Here is an 18075-nt window from a genome sequence, read left to right as displayed (position 1 = left end):
TAGTTAGGTAAGCCTAATTCGAGCGCCGGGCATCGTGGCCTGCCAGGGCCAGGGACGCGACATGGGACGACTATGGCCCCATCGTAGTGTCGGCTAGGCGTCGGGCACCAGCAATGCCACGGTTTCCAGGTGGTGGGTGTGCGGGTACAGGTCGAACGCCCGCAGTCCCCCGAGTTTCCAGCCGCCGGTTTGGAAGTAGCCCAGGTCCCGGGCGAACGAGGCCGGATCGCAGGACACATACGCGATGGCGCGCGGGCCCGAATCCATGAGCTGCCGCACCACGGCCTTGCCCGCACCGGCGCGGGGCGGGTCGATGACCAGCGAATCGAAACGGCGGGGCCGGTTCCGCAGCACCCGTTCCACCCGTCCCTGCACGATCTCGACGTGCCCTTCGCCGTGCAGGTTCTTGCGTGCGTCCCTGCTGGTGCCCGGGGAGCCTTCAACGGACAGCACCGATCCGGTGATGCCGACGGCGTCCGCCAGCGGGGCGGTGAACAGCCCGGCGCCGGCGTAAAGATCGGCGACGGCCGAGCCCGGAAGGAGGTAGCCGCCGTCGTGCAGGAAGCCACGGACGGCGTCCACGAGTGTTTCCGGGGCGTCCTTGTGGATCTGCCAGAAGCCTTCGCCGGTGACCCGGTATTCGTGCCCGGCGGCCGATTCCTGGACCCAGGTGCGGCCACGCAGCTGCAGTACGTCGCCCTTGGCCGGGTCGAAGCGCGCCACCGAAATGTCCTGCGGCAGCCGGGCCAGGATCCTGCCCAGCCGTTTCGGGTCGGCGTCGTCTTCCGGGGCGAGCAGCACCAGGGGCCGCGAGCCGTTGGCCGGTGCGGCGACTTCGATGCGGGAGATGCCGTGCAGATCGAGTTCCCAGAGCCTCAGCTCGTTGATCGCCTGGACGGCGAGCGGCATCTCGCGGACCGGGACCACGACGTCGGAGCGGTGCGCGTGCATGCCCAGCCGGCCGTCGGGAGTCACGGCAAAGCCGGTACGGGTGCGCCAGGCCAGCCCGTCGCCGTCGTGCCCCGCTGTTCCGCCAGTGGCGGAGCCCGCAGGTTCAACCTCCACGTGCAGGTCCAGTCCGGCGAGCCGCTTCAGCTGCTCGGCCAGGACCTCGGACTTCAGCCGCCGCTGCCGTTCCAGGCCGATGTGCCCGAACTCGGCACCGCCCACGGGCGGACCCCCCTTGCGCCAGGCGGCGGGCGAATCGGCCGGCTGCCAGAAATGCCGCCGCCGGTCGTCCGAGGCTTCCAGGACCTCGACGACGTCGGCCCGCCAGAAACTCGACCCGTCCTCCGCGTCGGTCAGGCGCACCCGGACCTTCTCCCCGGGGATGCCGTGCCGGACGAAAACCACCCGGCCTTCGTGGCGGGCAACGAAGTGCCCGCCGTGGGCGACGGGCCCGACGTCGAGCACCAGTTCGCGCGGGGCCGCGTCACTGGGGCGGCCGGGACGGGAAAGCTGGTGTTGCGTCATAGGGTGTCCTGCAGTGCCTTTGCTTCTTCGGAGGATTTGAGCTGCCACGGCACGCTGGCCACCATGACGCCCGGTTCAAAGTGGAGCCGCGCCTTGATGCGCAGCGCCGTCTGGTTGTGCACCAGCTGTTCCCACCATTTGCCCACCACGTATTCGGGAATGTAGACCACGATCAGGTCCCGCGGCGAATCCCGGCGCATGTTCTTCACATAGGACAGGATGGGCGTCACGGTTTCGCGGTACGGGCTGGCGAGCACGGTCAGCGGCACCGGGATGTCCAGCTTGTCCCAGTCGGCGACGGTGTGTGCCGTCTCCTCCGAGTCGATGTCCACGATGATGGCGTCGAGCCGCGACGGCCGGGACGCCCGGGCGTAGGCCAGCGCCCGCAGCACCGGCTTGCGGACGTGCGAGACCAGCAGGATCGCGTGCACCCGGGTGGGGAGGGCACGCGGCGAGGAGTCCTCGTCCACGGCCAGTTCCTTGGCCACGTTGTCGTAATGGGCGCGGATGCTCCACATGATCAGGAACAGCACGAACATGGCCAGCAACGCGATCCAGGCACCCTGTTCAAACTTGGTGATGAGCACGATCGTCAGGACCAACGCCGTCATGCCGAAGCCCACCATGTTGATGGTGCGCGACTTGAGCACCCGCAGCCGTACGGCTTTGTCCCGTGCCAGTTTCAGTTCGCGGCCCCAGTGCCGGATCATGCCCAGTTGGCTGGCGGTGAAGGAGATGAACACGCCCACGATGTAGAGCTGGATCAGCTTGGTGACGTCGGCGTTGAAGGCCAGGATCAGGACGAGAGCACCGGCAGCCAGGGCCAAGACGCCGTTGCTGTACGCCAGGCGGTCTCCCCTGGTGCGGAGCTGGCGGGGCAGGTAGCCGTCCTGGGCGAGGATGGAGCCAAGCACCGGGAAGCCGTTGAACGCCGTGTTGGAGGCGAACACGAGGATGATGCCGGTGGCGGCCACCACGACGTAGAACGGGATGGAGCCGGGGCCGAAGATGGTCTGGGCGATCTGGCTGATGGCCGGGTTCTGGATGTAGCCCTCCGGCAGGGGCTGGCCGTTGAGCAGGAACTCCGTGGCCGGGTCCAGCACGATGTGCACCTTGGTGGCGTTGGCCAGGTAGATGATGCCGGCCAGCATGGCGGAAGCGATCACGCCGAGCAGCAGCAAGGTGGTGGCGGCGTTCTTGCTCTTGGGCTTCTTGAAGTTGGGCACACCGTTGCTGATGGCTTCCACGCCGGTCAGGGCCGCGGCACCCGAGGAGAAGGCGCGCAACAGCAGGAAAGCGCCGGCCAGGCCCACGAGGCCTTCGTCGAAGCCTTGTTCCGGGACGATAGTGAACGCCGCGGACGGCGCCTGCCCCAGCTGCCCCGTGACGGCCTGGAAGATGCCGACGGCGGTCATTCCGAGGATGGAGAGCATGAAGATGTAGGTGGGGACCGCGAAGACGGTGCCGGCTTCCTTGATGCCGCGCAGGTTGACCAGCGCCAGGATGATGACGCCGACAGTGGCGATCAGCGCCTGCTGGCCGTGCAGGCTCGGGACCGCCGTGGTCAGGTAGGCTGCCGCCGAGGACATCGACACGGCCACGGTGAGGACATAGTCCACCAACAGCGCGGAAGCGACGGTGAGGCCGGCGTACTTGCCGAGGTTGACGTTGGCGATCTCGTAGTCGCCGCCGCCGGACGGGTAGGCGTGCACGTTCTGCCGGTACGAGGCCACGACTGTGAGCAACACCACCATGACGGCCAAGCCGACGAGGGGCGAGAAGGACACCGCGCTCACGCCGGCCAGGGCCAGCGTGAGGAGGATTTCGTCCGGCGCATAGGCCACGGAGGACAACGCGTCGGAGGCGAAGATCGGCAGCGCGATGCGCTTCGGCAGCAAGGTGTGGGACAAGCGGTCATTCCGGAAGGGCCGCCCCACCAGCACCCGTTTGACCGCGTTGAAAATAGTCAGCACCCGGCCACGTTACTCGCAATCACAGGCGATGTCATGGCACACGACATCTGCCCCGGTAGAGTCTTACGCAGCGACAGGCACAAGTTGAAGGAGAGACCGTGGCTCACTTCGTGATCATGGGTTGCGGAAGGGTCGGCGCCACCCTGGCCCACACCCTGGAGGATTCCGGCCATTCGGTGGCCATCATCGACCAGGACGACCGGGCCTTCCGCCGCCTCCGCAGCGGTTTCACCGGACGGAAAGTGACCGGCGTGGGCTTCGACCGGGACACGCTGAAGCAGGCCGGCTGCGATGAGGCCTACGCCTTCGCTGCCGTCTCCAGCGGCGACAACTCGAACATCCTGGCCACCCGTGTTGCCCGGGAGACCTTCCACGTGGGGCACGTCGTCGCCCGCATCTACGATCCCGGCCGGGCCGAAATCTATCAGCGGCTCGGCATCCCCACCGTGGCCGCCGTGCGCTGGAGCGCGGACCAGGTCCTGAGGCGCATCCTGCCCGAGCAGCACCTTGCCGGCGATTACCGGGAACCCTCGGGGCGCCTGGTGCTGGCCGAAGTCGATCTGCACGAGAAATGGATCGGGCACCCGGTCAGCGCCATCGAAGCCGCTTCCGGTACCCGCGTGGCCTTCCTGACCCGCTTTGGCGAGGGTGTCCTGCCCGGCCCGGGCACCTCGTACCAGGAAGGTGACACCGTGCACGTGATGCTCGAAATCGGCCGGAGCGACGAAGTGCAGCGCATCCTGGCCAGCGTTCCCGCGAAGGAGTCCGAGTGAAAGTCGTCATTGTCGGCGCAGGCAGCGTGGGGTCATCGATCGCCCGCGAATTGCTCGCCCACAAGCACGAAATCCTGCTGATCGACCTCAAGCCCGAGGTCATCGGCCGCAGCGGCCTGCGTGGGGCGCGCTGGCTCGTGGGTGATGCCTGCGAATTGAGCACCTTGCAGGAAGCGAAACTGGAGGATGCCGACGTCGTCGTTTCCGCCAGCGGCGACGACAAGGTGAACCTGGTGGTGTCCCTGCTGGCAAAGACCGAATTCGGTGTCGGCCGCACTGTGGGCCGGGTGAACAACCCCAAGAACGACTGGATGTTCAACGATTCATGGGGCGTGGACGTTGCCGTGAACACCCCGCAGCTCATGACCGCGCTCGTGGAAGAGGCCGTGGAAATCGGTGACCTGGTGCGCCTCCTGACCCTGCAGACCGGGGTTTCCTCGCTGGTCGAGTTCACGGTGCCGCATGATTCGCACATCATCGGAAGCATGGTGGGCGGGATCGACTGGCCGGAGGACTCCACCCTGGTGGCGATCCTGCGCGACCACGCACCCATCACCCCGAGCCGGGACGATGTGATCGACGGAGGCGACGAACTGTTCTTCGTCACCACCATCGCCGCGGAAGACGGGCTGCGGGCGCTCCTGTCCCCCGCCACCGGCGAACACTCGTCACCGGAGGTCGAAGAAGACTATTCGGATCAGTCCGACGACGACGGCTTCGACGGCTGAGCAGCCGCCGGCCCCCTGCCGGCGGGCCGGCTCAGCAGCCAGGCCACCCAGAGGCCAAGGATGTACAGGGGTGCGCCCATGATCAGGCGCATCGTGGCCAGTGCGGCCAGGCCGGATTCACCCTGCAGGTAGAGCGGGACCTGGACCACCAGGCGGAGCGCCAGCACGCCGATGACCACCCAGGTGGCGATGCTGTAGGCGCGCAGCCGTTCCGGGTCCTTGCGCCATTCCAGGCCTTCGTTCCGCACGAAGCCGAACAGCAGCCCGGCGATGGGCCATTTGAGCAGGATCGACAGCAGCATGCCGGCGATGTAGGCGGCGTTGGTATAGAAGCCCAGGACGTAGAAGTCCTCCGCCTTGCCGGTGGTGTTGGCCAGCCAGGCGGAAATCGCGACGCCGGCGATTCCGGCCAGCGCCTGAGTCAGGGGACGCTTCTGCACCAGCCGCGCGATCGTGAAGAGGGCGGCAGCGGCAAGGGCCGCGACCAGGGAAACCGGCAGCTCGCGGGTGATGGTGAACGCGATGAGGAACACGAGCCCGGGCAGGATGCTTTCGGCGATGCCCTGGATGCCGCCAGCGGACTTGAGGATGTCGACGTGGCCGTGTTTGTTCCTTTGCAGCCCGGCTCTCCCGGCGTAGCCTGCGGCCAGCGCCGCGATACCCGGTTCGGCGTCCTTCCCGGGCAGCGCCTCCTTGCCGGGGAGGGGTTTCGCGTCAGCTAGGGGTTCGACGGAACCGTTCTTGTCCGGGTCTGTTCCGTTGGCGGCTGTCATCAGCGCTCCTGCCGGGTGAGGATTTCGTAGCGGGGATTGAACATGGTGGGCATTTCTTCGCGCACCGTGACCATGCCTTCAAGATGGAGCTTGGTGCCCGGCTCCACGCCGGGCACCCTACGGCGTCCGAGCCAGACCACCCGCAGGCGGGCAGGCGAAGCGGCAACCCCGCCGTGGATGATGTTTTCGACGACGATCGCCGCAAACTGGGCCCGTTCGCTGGCAGGCGGATAGGTCACCGATTCGATGAATCCGGTGCAGCTGACGCGCCCGCGGCTTGGAAGGTCGCCGATTTCATGCGGTTCTCCGGGGAGGCTGCCCCGGACTTGTCCGTCAACCAATCTCTGTGATCTCCGGGCCGCGTTCGGGTTTGGCCAGGCCGGGCGCGGGGGCACCGTCCTGGCCGGCGACGGCGGCGTCCTTGGGCAGGCGGAGCTGGAGCAGTTCGCGGGGCGGCATGGGGTTTTCGCCACGGACCACGACGACCCGCCGGAAAAGATCCTCGAGTCCGGCCGCGGTTTCGCGCTCCAACGCGGCGGGGCCCCCGATGACGCCGCGAAGGAACCAGCGCGGACCGTCCACGCCCATGAAGCGTGCGGCTCGGAAGCCCTGCAGGCCCTGGGCGGTTTCGCTCGGCAGTTTCGCGACGAGCTCGGGACCGAAGGTTCCGGAGATCTCCTCGGTCTCCCCGCCCTGGCTGGCCACGGATTCGGCGATCTGTTCCCGGATCTCGTCCCACAGGCCCTCGGAGCGCGGAGCGGCAAACGCCTGCAACTGCAGGCTGGAGCCCGCCAGGTCCATGGTCACGGCGACCACCCGCTGGCTCGCCTCTTCGACCTCCAACCGCAGCTGGAGACCCTCGACGGGCTGGATCAGGAGGGCACCCAGATCGAGGTACCCTTCCTGGCTGCCGATCTCGGACACGTCCCAGGGTCCCTTGGCCACCCGGAAATCGCCCTTCGCCTGCGGGCTTTCCGCGGCATCGGAGCCGGCCGGGCCGGCTTCAACCGCCTCGTGGTCCGCAGCCTCCGGCTGGACGGCTTTGGACTTCTTACCGCGCCCAAAAAGCATCGGGTTCTCTCCTTTGTTGTGGTCTATCCCCCGGTAAACCGCCCGGATGGTCGCGGGTAGTCCGGCCCCGGATCCCCCGTCTGCCGGATGCGGCGGAACGGCGCCAGGGTTGCGGGTATCAGGCTTTTGCGGCCGAGAAACCGCCGGTGGAACCGAAACCGCCCTCGCCGCGGACGGTTTCCGAAAGCTCCTCCACCTGGACGAATCCGGCGTATTCGACGCGCTGGATCACCATCTGGGCAATCCGGTCGCCGCGCTTGAGTTCGATCGGACGCACCAGATCCGTGTTCAGCAGGGTCACGGCGATTTCGCCGCGGTATCCGGCGTCGACCGTTCCGGGGGCATTGACGACGGTGAGTCCATGCTTGGTGGCCAGCCCGGAACGCGGGTGGATCAGGGCGACAAAGCCGTTGGGCAGCCCGATCGACACACCTGTCGGCACCAGCTTCCGTTCCCCGGGCGCCAGCGTGACATCTTCGCGGGCCCGAAGGTCCGCCCCGGCGTCACCCGGATGGGCGTACGACGGCACCTCCAGCCCGGCGTCGAGCATTTTCAGCTCGACCCGGAGGGTCGGGGCGCCGTATTCGGCGGAGGCTTCTGCTGGACTGATGACTGCGGACTCCTGGCTCACAATGCCTCATTCTAGCCTCCACGACCGGCGTCCCGCGCCCGCGTCGGGCACTACGTGGACGGAAGGATAAGCTGGAGCCATGCCTGAAGCGACTCCGTCCTCCCCTGTGCCCGGCCGACCCCAGAACGGACCGGATGTCCTGTTCACGGAAAAGCTGTGGCCCTCGGTGTGGATCTGGTTGATCGTGCTCGGCCTGTCCGGCGCAGGCATCCTGGTCTTCGCTCCGATCAGCCTCCTGGCCGGAATCATCGCGGCAGTCGTGCTCGCCGCGGTCATGGTGGTCCTGCTGCTGCTGTCCACGCCGAGCATCGTGGTCCGCAGGGACACCCTGCAGGTGGGCCGGGCGAGCATCCCGCGCAGCCTGCTGGGCCCGGCGGAAGCATTCCGCAAGGACGAGGCCACGGCAGAGCGCGGGACCCGGCTCAACGGCCTGGCCTTCCTTTGCATCCGTGGCTGGATCGACCCCGTGGTGCGGATTCCCGTCACCGACCCGCAGGACCGCACGCCTTATTGGCTCACCTCAACCCGCCGCCCGGAGGAACTGCTGAAGGCGCTGGCCTCCTGATCCGGCCCGCCCGCTAGCTTTCGCACTCCAGGCAGTACAGCTTTCCGTCCCGTTCCCGGGCAATCTGGGAACGGTGCTTCACCAGAAAACAGTTGGCGCAGGTGAACTCGTCGGCCTGGGCGGGGAGGACCTGGACCTGGAGCTCCTCGTTCGACAGATCGGCGCCAGGTAGTTCGAAAGCGTCTGCCAGATCGCTTTCGTCAAGGTCGACCGCCGCGGACGATTTCTCCGTCCGGCGGGTCTTGAGCTCTTCGATGGAGTCCTCGCCCGCTTCGTCGTCGACCTTCCGAGGGGCATCGTAGTCCGTTGCCATGGTCCCTTCTTTGCTGCCTAGCGCGTCCGGCCAGGGGCTTCTCCCGCGGCCTACGTATGTAACGCCGGGACGTGTGCTTTTGTGCCCGGGGTCCCCCGGGGCGCCTGAATTCACTGAAAATCGCGGCACGCCCTTTGGCCTAGTAGGAATTGCCCCGTGCTGGTGGCAGAGTTTCGACTGTCGGAAGAGGCCATGGTGGAGGATTTGATGCGGGAACTACGGCTTGTTGGCGTCCATGACGACGGCGGACATCTCCTGCTGAGCGGAAGCGGCGGCGAGACCTTCCGGCTGCCGATCGACGAAGCCCTGCGCGTTGCTGCCAGCCGGACCCCTGCGCAGGTAGCCGCGCGCGCTTCCATCGCCCCCATCGCCATGTCTCCGCGCGACATCCAGGCCCGTATCCGCTCCGGTGCGAGCGCCGCCGAAGTCGCCGAACTCTCCGGGCTGCCCCTGGCCAACGTCCAGCGTTACGAAGGACCCGTGCTGGCCGAGCGCGAATACATCGCCCAGCAGGCACGCAGGGTGGAAGTCGCCTCACCGTCCCCGGGCCACGATCCTTACCGGGCCGCCTTCGGCGATGCCCCGGCCAGCCTGGATGACATGGTGGCGCACCGCCTCTCCGCCCACGGCATCGATCCGTCAACCGTCGAATGGGATTCCTGGCGCCGCAACGACGGCACATGGACTGTGGTGGCCCGTTTTGAGCCCAACCCCGGGGCGCCCGCCAGCATCGGCGAGGAACCCCCGGCCATGTGGACCTTCACGCCCGGCCGCAAGACCCTGCAGAACGCCAACCGCTGGGCGCAGCAGCTCAGCGAACTTGAACCGCTGGACGGCCCGCTTCCCGCCCGCCGCCTGTCCGCCGTCGCGGACCGGCCCTTCGATTTCGAGGCCGAAGCCGAAGGAGCCGCCGGCTCGTCCGGTCCGGACGCCGACGGCCTGCTGGACATGCTCCGCCTGCGCCGCGGCCAGCGCCTGGGCATCGACGAGGACGGCGACGACGCCTTGGCCTTGCTGCTGAGCGGCGGCGTTCCGGCCGCCCATCCGCGGACGGAAGACCAGGACGGCCCCGAAGAGGACCACGACTCGCCCGAGGAGGAAGACGAGAGCCGCCCTGTAGGGCGGCTGAGCCTCGCCTCCCTGAACCCCGCCCCTGCGGACCGATCCGCCGAGCAGCCGGACGACGACGATCCCCTCCACCTGCACGAGGGCGTCAGCACCGATACGCGCGAGATCACCGTGGTCCCGGTGCCGTTGCGGGCACTCAGGAACAGCCACGCCGCGGAGAAGGGCGACGACGACGCGGCAGAAACCGCCGACGTCGCCGAAGCGGCCTCCGAAGCACAGGAAGAGGAACGGAGCGAAAGCAGGCACCGCGCCGGACTCGATGAACTGCTGGGCGGCGCGTCCCGGCGGCAGAGTGAGGAACCGCGGCGCCGCCGGACGCCGCTGAGCCCGTGGAACCGGCCGGCCTCGCCGGAACCCGGCAGCAGCAAGCCTGACACGACGGCGGCGAAGGACGAAGAAAAAGACGCCCCGGCCGTCGAGCGCCAAGCGGCACGGCCGAAACGTTCAAGTGTGCCGAGCTGGGACGACATCGTCTTCGGCACGCGCGGCGACTAGCGCCCCTACTTCCCCAGCCCGCTCGAGCCCTGCCCGCTCGAGCCTTGCCCGCTCGAGCCTTGCCCGCTCGAGCCTTGCCCGCTCGAGCCCTGCCAGAGGCATGCATCCAGCTCGAACGGCAGTGATACCTCGCGTCCGGCCATGAGGTCCGCGGCATGGGCGGTGACCCGGCGCATGTAGTGGCGGCGGCACAGGGTTTCATAGCCGATCACCGGACCGCCGCCCCCGGCCGCTTGGCCGTTGTCGGGGGCGACGTCGCCCACCACCACCTGCTCGCCGGTGACCACCATGATGCCGTCCACCGTCCGGGCGTTGTGCGTCGCGCGCCGGCCGCACCAGCACAGGGCCTGGACCTGCAGGACCTCGATCCTGTCCGCCAGTTCCACCAGACGCTGCGAGCCCGGGAACAGCCGGGTCCGGAAGTCCGTGGTGATGCCGAAGGCAAAGACGTCCACGTCCATTTCGTCGACCAGGCGGGCCAGTTGCTCCACCTGTCCGGGCGAGTAGAACTGCGCCTCGTCGCAGATCAGGTAGTCGACGCGCACGCCGCCGGTCCGGCGTCGTACGGTCTCCTCCCAGAAGTCGGTGCCGTCGGTGACTTCGACGGCTTCGCTGCGCAGGCCGAGGCGGCTCGAGATGACGGACTCCCCCGCCCGGTCGTTGCGGCTGAAGCGGATCCCGCCGCGGCCGCGGGCCCGGTGGTTGTAGTCCATCTGCAGGGCAAGGGTGGACTTGCCGCAGTCCATGGTGCCGGAGAAGAAGACCAGTTCAGCCACGCCGGCGCTTCGATCCGGCTGCCGGAATACACAGCAGCGGCACTTCGCGTTCGGGCTTGGTCAGGGAACCATGCTGGCCGACCACTTCCATGGCCTGCGGGCGGACCCTGCGGGTGTCGTACAGGGCCAGGGTGTCGCGGGCGGCGATCATCACATCGCCGATCCTCGGCGCCACCTCCTGGCGGAGGCTGCCGAACAGCCCGGCGGCGAGTCCCTGCTCGCGGGTGAACGCCCAGACCCGTGCCCCGAAACGGCGGCGCCAGGCATCCAGGAGCGCGTCACGGGCGGCTTCGCCGGCGTCGGGTTCGAGGTAGAGGTGCACCATGCGGGGCTCGCCCGCCGTGTGGCGCACACCGGCCACCAGCGCAGGATCGGCCGAGTAGTCGAGGCGCTGGGATTCGGGCACGTCCACCATGCCGTGGTCTCCCGTGAGGAGGATGGTCGTTCCGGCCGGCAACGTGGCCGCGAGCCGCTTGACGGTGGAATCGAGTTCCTCGAGCTGGTGCTCCCAGCGCTCGGAGGCACAGCCGTAGCGGTGCCCGGCCTTGTCCAGTTCGTTGACGTAGAAGTACATCAGGGAACGGCTTGCCATCGTCATCGCCTCTGCGGCGAGCGCGGTGCGGGCGTGGAGCGAGGTGCCGCCGATGAAGCGGCTGCCGCGCAATGCAGCACGGGTCATCGGCGACTGTCCGAACTGCGGGAGGCTGACGGTGACGACGTCCACCTCTTCGGCCGCCCGCTCGAACACGGAAGGGAACGGCTGCCATAGCAGTGGATCGACGTTAGCGTCCCAATTGCCCAGCAGGTTCACCACCTTGTCCTGCGCGGGGTCCAGGACGTCGTAGCCGACCATGCCGTGCTCTCCCGGAGTGCGGCCCGTGCCGAGGCTGGCCAGCGAGGATGCCGTGGTGGACGGGAAGGCGGCGTCGAGCCATACCGGGACGCCGCCCTGGCCGGCCGCGGCCGCGGAGCGCAGGAACGGGGTGTGTGCCGCCTTTCTCTTCAGCAGGTTGCGGCCGAGGCCGTCGGCGAGGACCACGCAGACCCGCTGCGCCGGGGGCAGTTGCAGGGTGTTCTCGAATCCGGGCAGGCCCAGGCTCGCGGCGGCGCTGGTGAAGACCTCCGCGATTGACTGCTTTCCGTACAGCGGTGCTGCAGGGAGGTCCTCCGGGGAAAGGGCCGGCTCGAAGGGGGCAAGTGGCACAGCGGAACGCCCGGGCCCGGCCGGCTGCTCTGACAACTCCATGTTCAGCGCTGGTGTCCGCGGCTGAGGCGGTTGCCGAACACGCCCGAACGCGGCCTGGGCGCCGGGATCGAGCTGTGGGCTGGCGGCGCGGGGGTTCCGGTGTTGACGGCGCGCAGCGCGCGGGCGAACACCTTGGCGTCCTGCACGGCGCGGGGGCCGTCGGCTTCGGAGCTGATCCGCAGGACGATGTCCTCCTGGCTGATGGTGCCGGTGTAGCCGTGGTCCGCTTCGCACTGCGGGTCGCCGCAGCTGGCGGGTCCGACGTCGAGCCGCTGCCCGCCGGACCAGGCGATGGCGAGGGTGAGTTCGCGCACGGGATCGCTGGGCTTGTAGTTCTGCGGCTGGGCGTACATGTAGCTCAGCACCACCGAGCGGATCTGCGCCACGGGGACGGATTCGGTGGAAATCTGGGCCACGATCTGTTCGCCGGCGTCGTCAAGCTGCTGGTCGTCCACGTGGGTGATGACCAGCATGTCCTCGGTCAGGACCAGCACGGTGATGTGCCGGCGGACCTCGGCCCGGTCGAAGTGGGTCTCCAGGTGCACCAGATGGGCGAGGCAGTCACGGCCGTCCAGGGCGTCGTCCACGACGTCGGCCACCAGCACCGGGTAGAAACCGGCCTGCTGGAGTGCCTGTTCCAGGCTCTGCCCCTGCGTGCTGTGGTTGTGCGCCGCATGGTGCCCGGTTGCTGCCGGGCCGGAAGGGGACATCGGGGACTTCGGGCTCATTCCCCCATTTTCACAGATCCCCCGCAGGACTTCCTAACTGCCCGGGCGCCGTCGGCCCGGTTCACAGCCCGTTACCGGCCGTCGACGCAGCTCAGCCGCGCATCGCCCGCCGGGCACTGTCGGTGCGGTGCGCGGCGTTGCCGATCCACACCTCGGCCGCCAGGATGCGGGCACCCTCCGGACCGGCGAGGACCGGGTTGAATTCGATCAGGGCGATCTCAGGGTGTTCGTCCTTCAGCCGGGCCAGCCGGGCCGCGAGGTCCTCCAAGGCGGCGACGTCGACGGCGGGCAGCCCCTGGTAGCCGAACAGCTTCAAGGAGGCGCGCGGCGAGCGGATGAAGTCGTGGACGTCCGTGGCGGAGAGCGGCGGCACCCGGTGGGCCCAGTCGTCGAGGAGGTTCACGGCGTCGCCGGCCAGTCCGAAAGACACCACGGGGCCGAGCAGGGGATCTTCGATGGCGCGGAAGGTGCAGGCCTGTCCCACTGGGGCCATGGCCTGGACTTCAAGTGCCGGGGAACCGAACGGGCCTGAGGCAAAAGGTTCCAGGGCCCGGCGCATCTGGGCGATGTTGCGGCGCAAGGATTCGGCGTCTTCGATGTCGAGCCGGACACCGCCGAGGTCGATGCGGTGGCGCAGTGCCGGTTCGGTGGTCTTGAGCACCACGGGCCAGCCCAGCTGCCCGGCAGCCTCGACGGCGTCGTCGTCGTTCTCGAAGACCGCTGACGGTTCCACCGCCATGCCGTACCGGGCAAGCAGCGAAGCGGCATCCTCGGCGTCCAGGCGCAGCAGCTGCTCGCCGTGGACCGGGGCAAGCAGGCGTTCCAGTTCTTCCCGGGTGCCGTCCGGATCGCAGCCCTCCGGTTCGACGAAAAGCCCTTGTTCCCGGCCCAGCCAGGCGGAATAGCCGACGACGGCGGACAGCGCGGCCACCGCGTTGCCGGGGCTGGAGTAGCACGGGATGCCGGCATCTGCCGCGTCGGCAGGCAGCAGCCCGTCCAGGCGCGCGGCCGGATCCAGCACGCCGCCGAACGCGGCGACGACGGCCTTGCCCGTCCCGGCAGCGCAGCCGGCCAACACCTTTGTGATGTCCTCCATGGACAGGCTGCGGGCCGGGATCATTGCGGCCACCACGGAGTGGACGGCGTCGTCGGCGAGGGCCCCCTGGAGCTGCAGTCGCAGGCGGTCCAGCGAGACGGAGGCCCCGGAATCCAGGTCCAGGCCGGTCAGCAGCCGTTCCACGCGGAGCCCGTGGTGGCCGGCGGAGTCGGCAACCACCTTGCCCAGTGCGGCGGAATTGCTGACCACGGCGAGCCCGGGCCCCTGCGGGAGGGGCTGGCTGGAAACGATCTGGGCGACGTCCATGAGCTGTTCGACCGTCGCCACGGAGATCACCCCGGACTGGCGCATCATGGCATCGAGCGCGGACGGCGGAGCCATGGTGGTCCGGCCGACGTGACCGGGCGGCAGGCTGAGGCCCGTGAGGTCCGACTTGGCCACGATCACCGCCTTGCTGCGGGCCAGGCGCCGGGCCAGGCGGGAGAACTTGCGCGGGTTGCCCATGGACTCCAGGTACAGGCCGACGGCGGCGGTGCCGGCATCGTCCTCCCAGAACTGCATGACGTCGTTGCCGGAGACGTCGGCGCGGTTGCCGGCGGAGAGGAAGGAGGACAGGCCGAGGCCCCGGCGGACGGCCGCCGCGTAGACCGAAACCCCGATCGCCGCCGACTGGGTGAACAGCCCGAGCCTGCCGGGCCGGGGCATCGCCGGTGCCATCGAGGCGTTCAGCGACACCGCCGGGTGCGTGTTGATGATGCCCAGCGATTCCGGCCCGATCACCCGCATCCCGTGCGAACGGGCCTGGCGCACGAGTGCCTGCTGCCGCAGCAGGCCCCGTTCGCCGTCGTCGGCGTACCCGGCGGTGGCCACCACGAGCCCGGTGACCCCGGCGGCCGCGCATTCGTCCACCACCTTCGGCACCTCCTCGACCGGCACCGCGATGACCGCCAGCTGGACGGGGCCGGGGAGGTCGGCGATCCGGGCGTACGACTTCATGCCGGACAATTCGAACGCTTCGGGGTTCACCGCGTACACGGGCCCGGTGAAGCCGCCTTCGATGATGTGCTCGAGCAGCTGGTAGCCGACGCTCCCCCACTTGCGGCTGGCCCCGATGACAGCGATCGACGACGGCGTGAGCAGGTCCCGCACGCTGCGCGCCTCGGCGCGGTGCTCGCGTGACTCCATCACGGCGAGGGATTTGCGCGTCGGGTCGATGTTGAACCCGACGCTGACGACGCCGTCGTCGAAGCGGCGGGAAAGTTCGTACCCAGCGTCCGCGAACACGCGCAGCATCTTGCTGTTTTCCGGCAGGACCTCGGCGGTGAAGCGGCGGATGCCGTTTTCACGGGCCGCCGCGGCGAGGTGTTCAAGCAGGATGGACCCGATGCCCCGGCCCTGTTGGGAGTCCGAGATGTTGAACGCGACCTCGGCCTCGGCGGGGTCGTCGAGTCGGTCGTAGCGGCCGATTCCGACGATCGCGCCGCCGATGGTAATCACGAAGGCCACCCGGTCCACGTGGTCCACCTCGGTGAAGCGGCGCAGTTCCTTGCTGGAGAGCCTGGCCTTGAAGCTGAAGAAGCGCATGTAGATGGACGCCTGCGACTGGCCGGCATGGAAGGCCTGGACGGCGTCCGAATCCGCGGGCGAGATAGGCCTGAGATGCGCGATGCCGCCATCGCGCAGGACGACATCGGCCTCCCAATATTCCGGATATACGCCGGTGCCGGGCTCATCCACCATAGGCTTAGCGTAGCTAATCTCCCGCAGGACACCCCTTCCCGCAGTACACCTTAAGGATCCGCCCGTTCCATGGCACGCAGCCAAAGTCCTTCCCGCGCCAAAGCAGCAGCAGCTGCGGACAGCGGTGACTACACCGAAAACATCATCGATATCGACGTCACGTCCGAAATGGAAGGCTCCTTCCTGGAGTACGCGTATTCGGTGATCTATTCACGGGCGCTGCCCGATGCCCGGGACGGCCTCAAGCCTGTCCAGCGCCGCATCCTCTACATGATGAGCGACATGGGCCTGCGCCCGGACAGGGGCCACGTCAAGAGCGCCCGCGTGGTGGGCGAGGTGATGGGCAAGCTGCACCCGCACGGCGACGCCGCCATCTACGACGCCATGGTGCGCATGGCCCAGGACTTCTCGCTGCGCCTGCCGCTGATCGACGGGCACGGCAACTTCGGCTCGCTCGACGACGGACCGGCAGCCCCGCGATACACCGAAGCCAGGCTCGCCGCGGCGGCGCTGACCATGACGGACCACCTCGACGAAGACGTCGTGGACTTCATCCCCAACTACGACAACCAGCTGACCCAACCGGATGTCCTGCCGGCCGCGTTCCCCAACCTGCTGGTCAACGGCACCACGGGCATCGCCGTCGGCATGGCCACCAACATGGCCCCGCACAACCTGGTCGAAGTGATCGCCGCCGCCCGGCACCTGATCGCCAAGCCGGACGCCACGCTCGAGGACATCATGCAGTTCGTCCCCGGCCCGGACCTGCCTACCGGCGGGCGGATCGTCGGGCTGGACGGCATCCGTGACGCCTACGCCACGGGCCGCGGTTCCTTCAAGACCCGTGCCAAGGTGGAGATCGAGCAGCTGACCGCCCGCCGCACAGGCCTGGTGGTGACCGAGCTCCCGTACATGGTGGGCCCGGAAAAGGTCATCGAAAAGATCAAGGACGCCGTCAACGGCAAGAAGCTGACCGGCATCAGCGACGTCGTGGACCTCACCGACCGCCAACACGGGCTGCGCCTGGTCATCGAACTCAAGAACGGCTTCAACCCGAACGCCGTGCTCCAGCAGCTGTACCGCTTCACGCCGATGGAAGACTCCTTCGGCATCAACAACGTGGCACTGGTTGAGGGCCAGCCGCAGACCCTGGGCCTGCTCCCGCTGCTGCACGTCTACGTGGACCACCGGCTCTCCGTGGTACGCCGCCGCACCGCCTTCCGGCTGGGCAAGAAGAAGGACCGCCTGCACCTCGTGGAGGGCCTCCTCATCGCGATCGTGGACATCGACGAGGTCATCCAGATCATCCGCTCCTCGGATGAAGCCGCCGCCGCCCGCGACCGCCTGATGTCCATCTACGACCTCTCCGAAATCCAGGCGAACTACATCCTGGAGCTGCGCCTGCGCCAGCTCACCAAATACTCCCGGATCGAATTGGAAAAGGAGCAGGAGGAACTCCAGCGCGAGATCGCCGAGCTCGAAGCAATCCTGGGTTCGGACACACTGCTGCGCGAACTCGTCTCCGGCGAACTCGCCGAGATTGCCGCGAAATACGGCACCCCACGCCGCACGGTGCTGCTCGAATCCGAAGCGGTCTCCCCCACGGTCGCCGCCGCCCTTGCCGCCGCGGCTCCCGGGCCGAAGGGCAAGGCCGCTGCCCTGCCGCTGGAAATCCCGGACGACCCCTGCTGGGCGATCCTGACGGCATCCGGGCAGATCGCCCGCACCTCGAACCAGGAACCCCTGGCCGAGGCCGGACCGCGCAACAAGCACGATGTGTTCCGCTCCGTGGTGAAGACCACGGCCCGTGGGGAGATCGGCGCGGTCACCTCGCAGGGGCGCATGCTGCGCATCCAGGTCATGGACATGCCGGTGCTGCCGCCCGTGGCCGGGCTGCCGAACCTGGCCGGCGGTGTGCCGGCCAAGGACTTCATCACCCTGCTCGAGGGCGAAACCCTGGTGGCCTTTGTTCCGCTGGACAGCGTACTGGCCCTGGGCACCGCCCAGGGCGTGGTCAAGCGTGTGCAGCCGGAGTACCCGCTGAACCGCGAAGACTTCGAGATCATCGCGCTCAAAGACAAGGACCGTGTGGTCGCGGCCGTTGCCGCGGCCGAGGACAGCACCGACCTGGTATTCCTGACCCGGCAGGCCCAACTGCTGCGCTTTCCCGCCTCGGCGGTGCGGCCGCAGGGCCGCACCGCCGGCGGGATGGCCGGCATCAAGCTCGCCGCCGGAGACGAAGTGATCCACTTCGGCACGGTCCGTGCGGATGACGCGGCCGCCGTCGTCGTCACGATTGCCGGAAGCAACGGCGCACTGCCGGGCACCGCACCGGGGACCGCGAAGGTGACCGCCTTCGAGGAATACCCGGCGAAGGGCCGCGCCACGGGCGGTGTGCGGGCCCACCGCTTCCTCAAAGGCGAAGACACCCTCCTGCTCGCCTGGGCCGGTCATGGACCGGCCAAGGCATCCTCCGCCGCGGGCGTGGCCCGCGCGCTGCCGCAGGAACACGGCAGGCGCGACGGCTCCGGCGTCCCCCTGTCCCAGCCGGTGGACGCCATCGGCGCCAGCATGGCGTGGGCGGAGGACAGCGCCGGGAGTTAGG

Annotated in this window: 16 protein-coding genes; 5 read left to right on the top strand and 11 right to left on the bottom strand. The window is 68.5% G+C overall.

Translation table 11 applies throughout. From position 1 onward, the window contains the following. Positions 1–93 precede the first annotated feature (93 nt). Positions 94–1473 carry a class I SAM-dependent RNA methyltransferase gene (locus ACN9M4_RS08395; protein ID WP_426303078.1) on the bottom strand — a complete coding sequence of 460 codons (1380 nt, stop codon included), beginning with the start codon at positions 1471–1473 and terminating at the stop codon, positions 94–96. After that, positions 1470–3446 carry an APC family permease gene (locus ACN9M4_RS08390; RefSeq protein ID WP_426303077.1) on the bottom strand — a complete coding sequence of 659 codons (1977 nt, stop codon included), beginning with the start codon at positions 3444–3446 and terminating at the stop codon, positions 1470–1472. Before ACN9M4_RS08390 ends, ACN9M4_RS08395 begins: the two co-directional genes overlap by 4 nt. Before the next feature lie 98 nt (positions 3447–3544). Between ACN9M4_RS08390 and ACN9M4_RS08385 the strand changes: the two genes are divergently transcribed. Both ACN9M4_RS08385 and ACN9M4_RS08380 read left to right on the top strand, forming a co-directional pair. Further along, a complete protein-coding gene (locus tag ACN9M4_RS08385; RefSeq protein WP_426303076.1) occupies positions 3545–4219 on the top strand; it encodes a potassium channel family protein in 675 nt (224 codons plus the stop codon). Beyond that, positions 4216–4947 (top strand): potassium channel family protein, encoded by a 732-nt coding sequence (locus tag ACN9M4_RS08380; protein WP_426303075.1) that lies wholly within the window; start codon positions 4216–4218, stop codon positions 4945–4947. The genes ACN9M4_RS08385 and ACN9M4_RS08380 overlap by 4 nt, the downstream gene beginning before the upstream one ends. Here ACN9M4_RS08380 and ACN9M4_RS08375 read toward each other — a convergent pair. From ACN9M4_RS08375 to dut, 4 genes are all read right to left on the bottom strand, one after another. Further along, complete coding sequence (locus ACN9M4_RS08375) at positions 4917–5720, bottom strand: DUF3159 domain-containing protein (protein WP_426303074.1); 804 nt, start codon at positions 5718–5720, stop codon at positions 4917–4919. The genes ACN9M4_RS08380 and ACN9M4_RS08375 overlap by 31 nt on opposite strands. Next, the gene (locus ACN9M4_RS08370; protein WP_426303073.1) at positions 5720–5959 is read right to left on the bottom strand and encodes a hypothetical protein; all 240 of its coding nucleotides are present in this window, start codon (positions 5957–5959) and stop codon (positions 5720–5722) included. The genes ACN9M4_RS08375 and ACN9M4_RS08370 overlap by 1 nt, the downstream gene beginning before the upstream one ends. Before the next feature lie 94 nt (positions 5960–6053). Next, a complete protein-coding gene (locus ACN9M4_RS08365; RefSeq protein ID WP_426303072.1) occupies positions 6054–6791 on the bottom strand; it encodes a DUF3710 domain-containing protein in 738 nt (245 codons plus the stop codon). Between the two features lie 118 nt (positions 6792–6909). Next, on the bottom strand, positions 6910–7422 hold the full coding sequence (gene dut, locus ACN9M4_RS08360; RefSeq protein ID WP_426303071.1) for a dUTP diphosphatase: 513 nt from the start codon (positions 7420–7422) through the stop codon (positions 6910–6912). Positions 7423–7501: 79 nt separating this feature from the next. Here dut and ACN9M4_RS08355 point away from each other — a divergent pair, with 79 nt between their 5' ends. Beyond that, entirely contained in the window at positions 7502–7987 is a 486-nt protein-coding gene (locus ACN9M4_RS08355) for a DUF3093 domain-containing protein (protein ID WP_426303070.1), read from the top strand. A gap of 13 nt (positions 7988–8000) precedes the next feature. Here ACN9M4_RS08355 and ACN9M4_RS08350 read toward each other — a convergent pair whose 3' ends face one another. Continuing rightward, positions 8001–8300 (bottom strand): DUF4193 domain-containing protein, encoded by a 300-nt coding sequence (locus ACN9M4_RS08350; RefSeq protein ID WP_426303069.1) that lies wholly within the window; start codon positions 8298–8300, stop codon positions 8001–8003. Positions 8301–8507: 207 nt separating this feature from the next. Here ACN9M4_RS08350 and sepH point away from each other — a divergent pair, with 207 nt between their 5' ends. Further along, positions 8508–9923 carry a septation protein SepH gene (gene sepH, locus ACN9M4_RS08345; RefSeq protein ID WP_426303430.1) on the top strand — a complete coding sequence of 472 codons (1416 nt, stop codon included), beginning with the start codon at positions 8508–8510 and terminating at the stop codon, positions 9921–9923. A gap of 5 nt (positions 9924–9928) precedes the next feature. Here sepH and ACN9M4_RS08340 read toward each other — a convergent pair whose 3' ends face one another. From ACN9M4_RS08340 to ACN9M4_RS08325, 4 genes are all read right to left on the bottom strand, one after another. Next, on the bottom strand, positions 9929–10699 hold the full coding sequence (locus tag ACN9M4_RS08340) for a thymidine kinase (protein ID WP_426303068.1): 771 nt from the start codon (positions 10697–10699) through the stop codon (positions 9929–9931). After that, entirely contained in the window at positions 10692–11903 is a 1212-nt protein-coding gene (locus ACN9M4_RS08335; RefSeq protein ID WP_426303067.1) for an alkaline phosphatase family protein, read from the bottom strand. The genes ACN9M4_RS08340 and ACN9M4_RS08335 overlap by 8 nt, the downstream gene beginning before the upstream one ends. 44 nt (positions 11904–11947) lie before the next feature. Further along, entirely contained in the window at positions 11948–12673 is a 726-nt protein-coding gene (locus ACN9M4_RS08330) for a DUF5998 family protein (protein WP_426303066.1), read from the bottom strand. Positions 12674–12764: 91 nt separating this feature from the next. Then, the gene (locus ACN9M4_RS08325; protein ID WP_426303065.1) at positions 12765–15470 is read right to left on the bottom strand and encodes a GNAT family N-acetyltransferase; all 2706 of its coding nucleotides are present in this window, start codon (positions 15468–15470) and stop codon (positions 12765–12767) included. 69 nt (positions 15471–15539) lie between these two features. On the opposite strand from ACN9M4_RS08325, the gene ACN9M4_RS08320 reads away from it, so the two are divergent. Beyond that, positions 15540–18074 (top strand): DNA gyrase/topoisomerase IV subunit A, encoded by a 2535-nt coding sequence (locus ACN9M4_RS08320; RefSeq protein ID WP_426303064.1) that lies wholly within the window; start codon positions 15540–15542, stop codon positions 18072–18074. Position 18075 lies beyond the last annotated feature (1 nt).

This window comes from Arthrobacter sp. R-11 (genome assembly GCF_049913155.1).
Taxonomy (GTDB): Bacteria; Actinomycetota; Actinomycetes; order Actinomycetales; family Micrococcaceae; genus Arthrobacter.
This window is presented reverse-complemented; position numbering and strand designations above follow the sequence as displayed.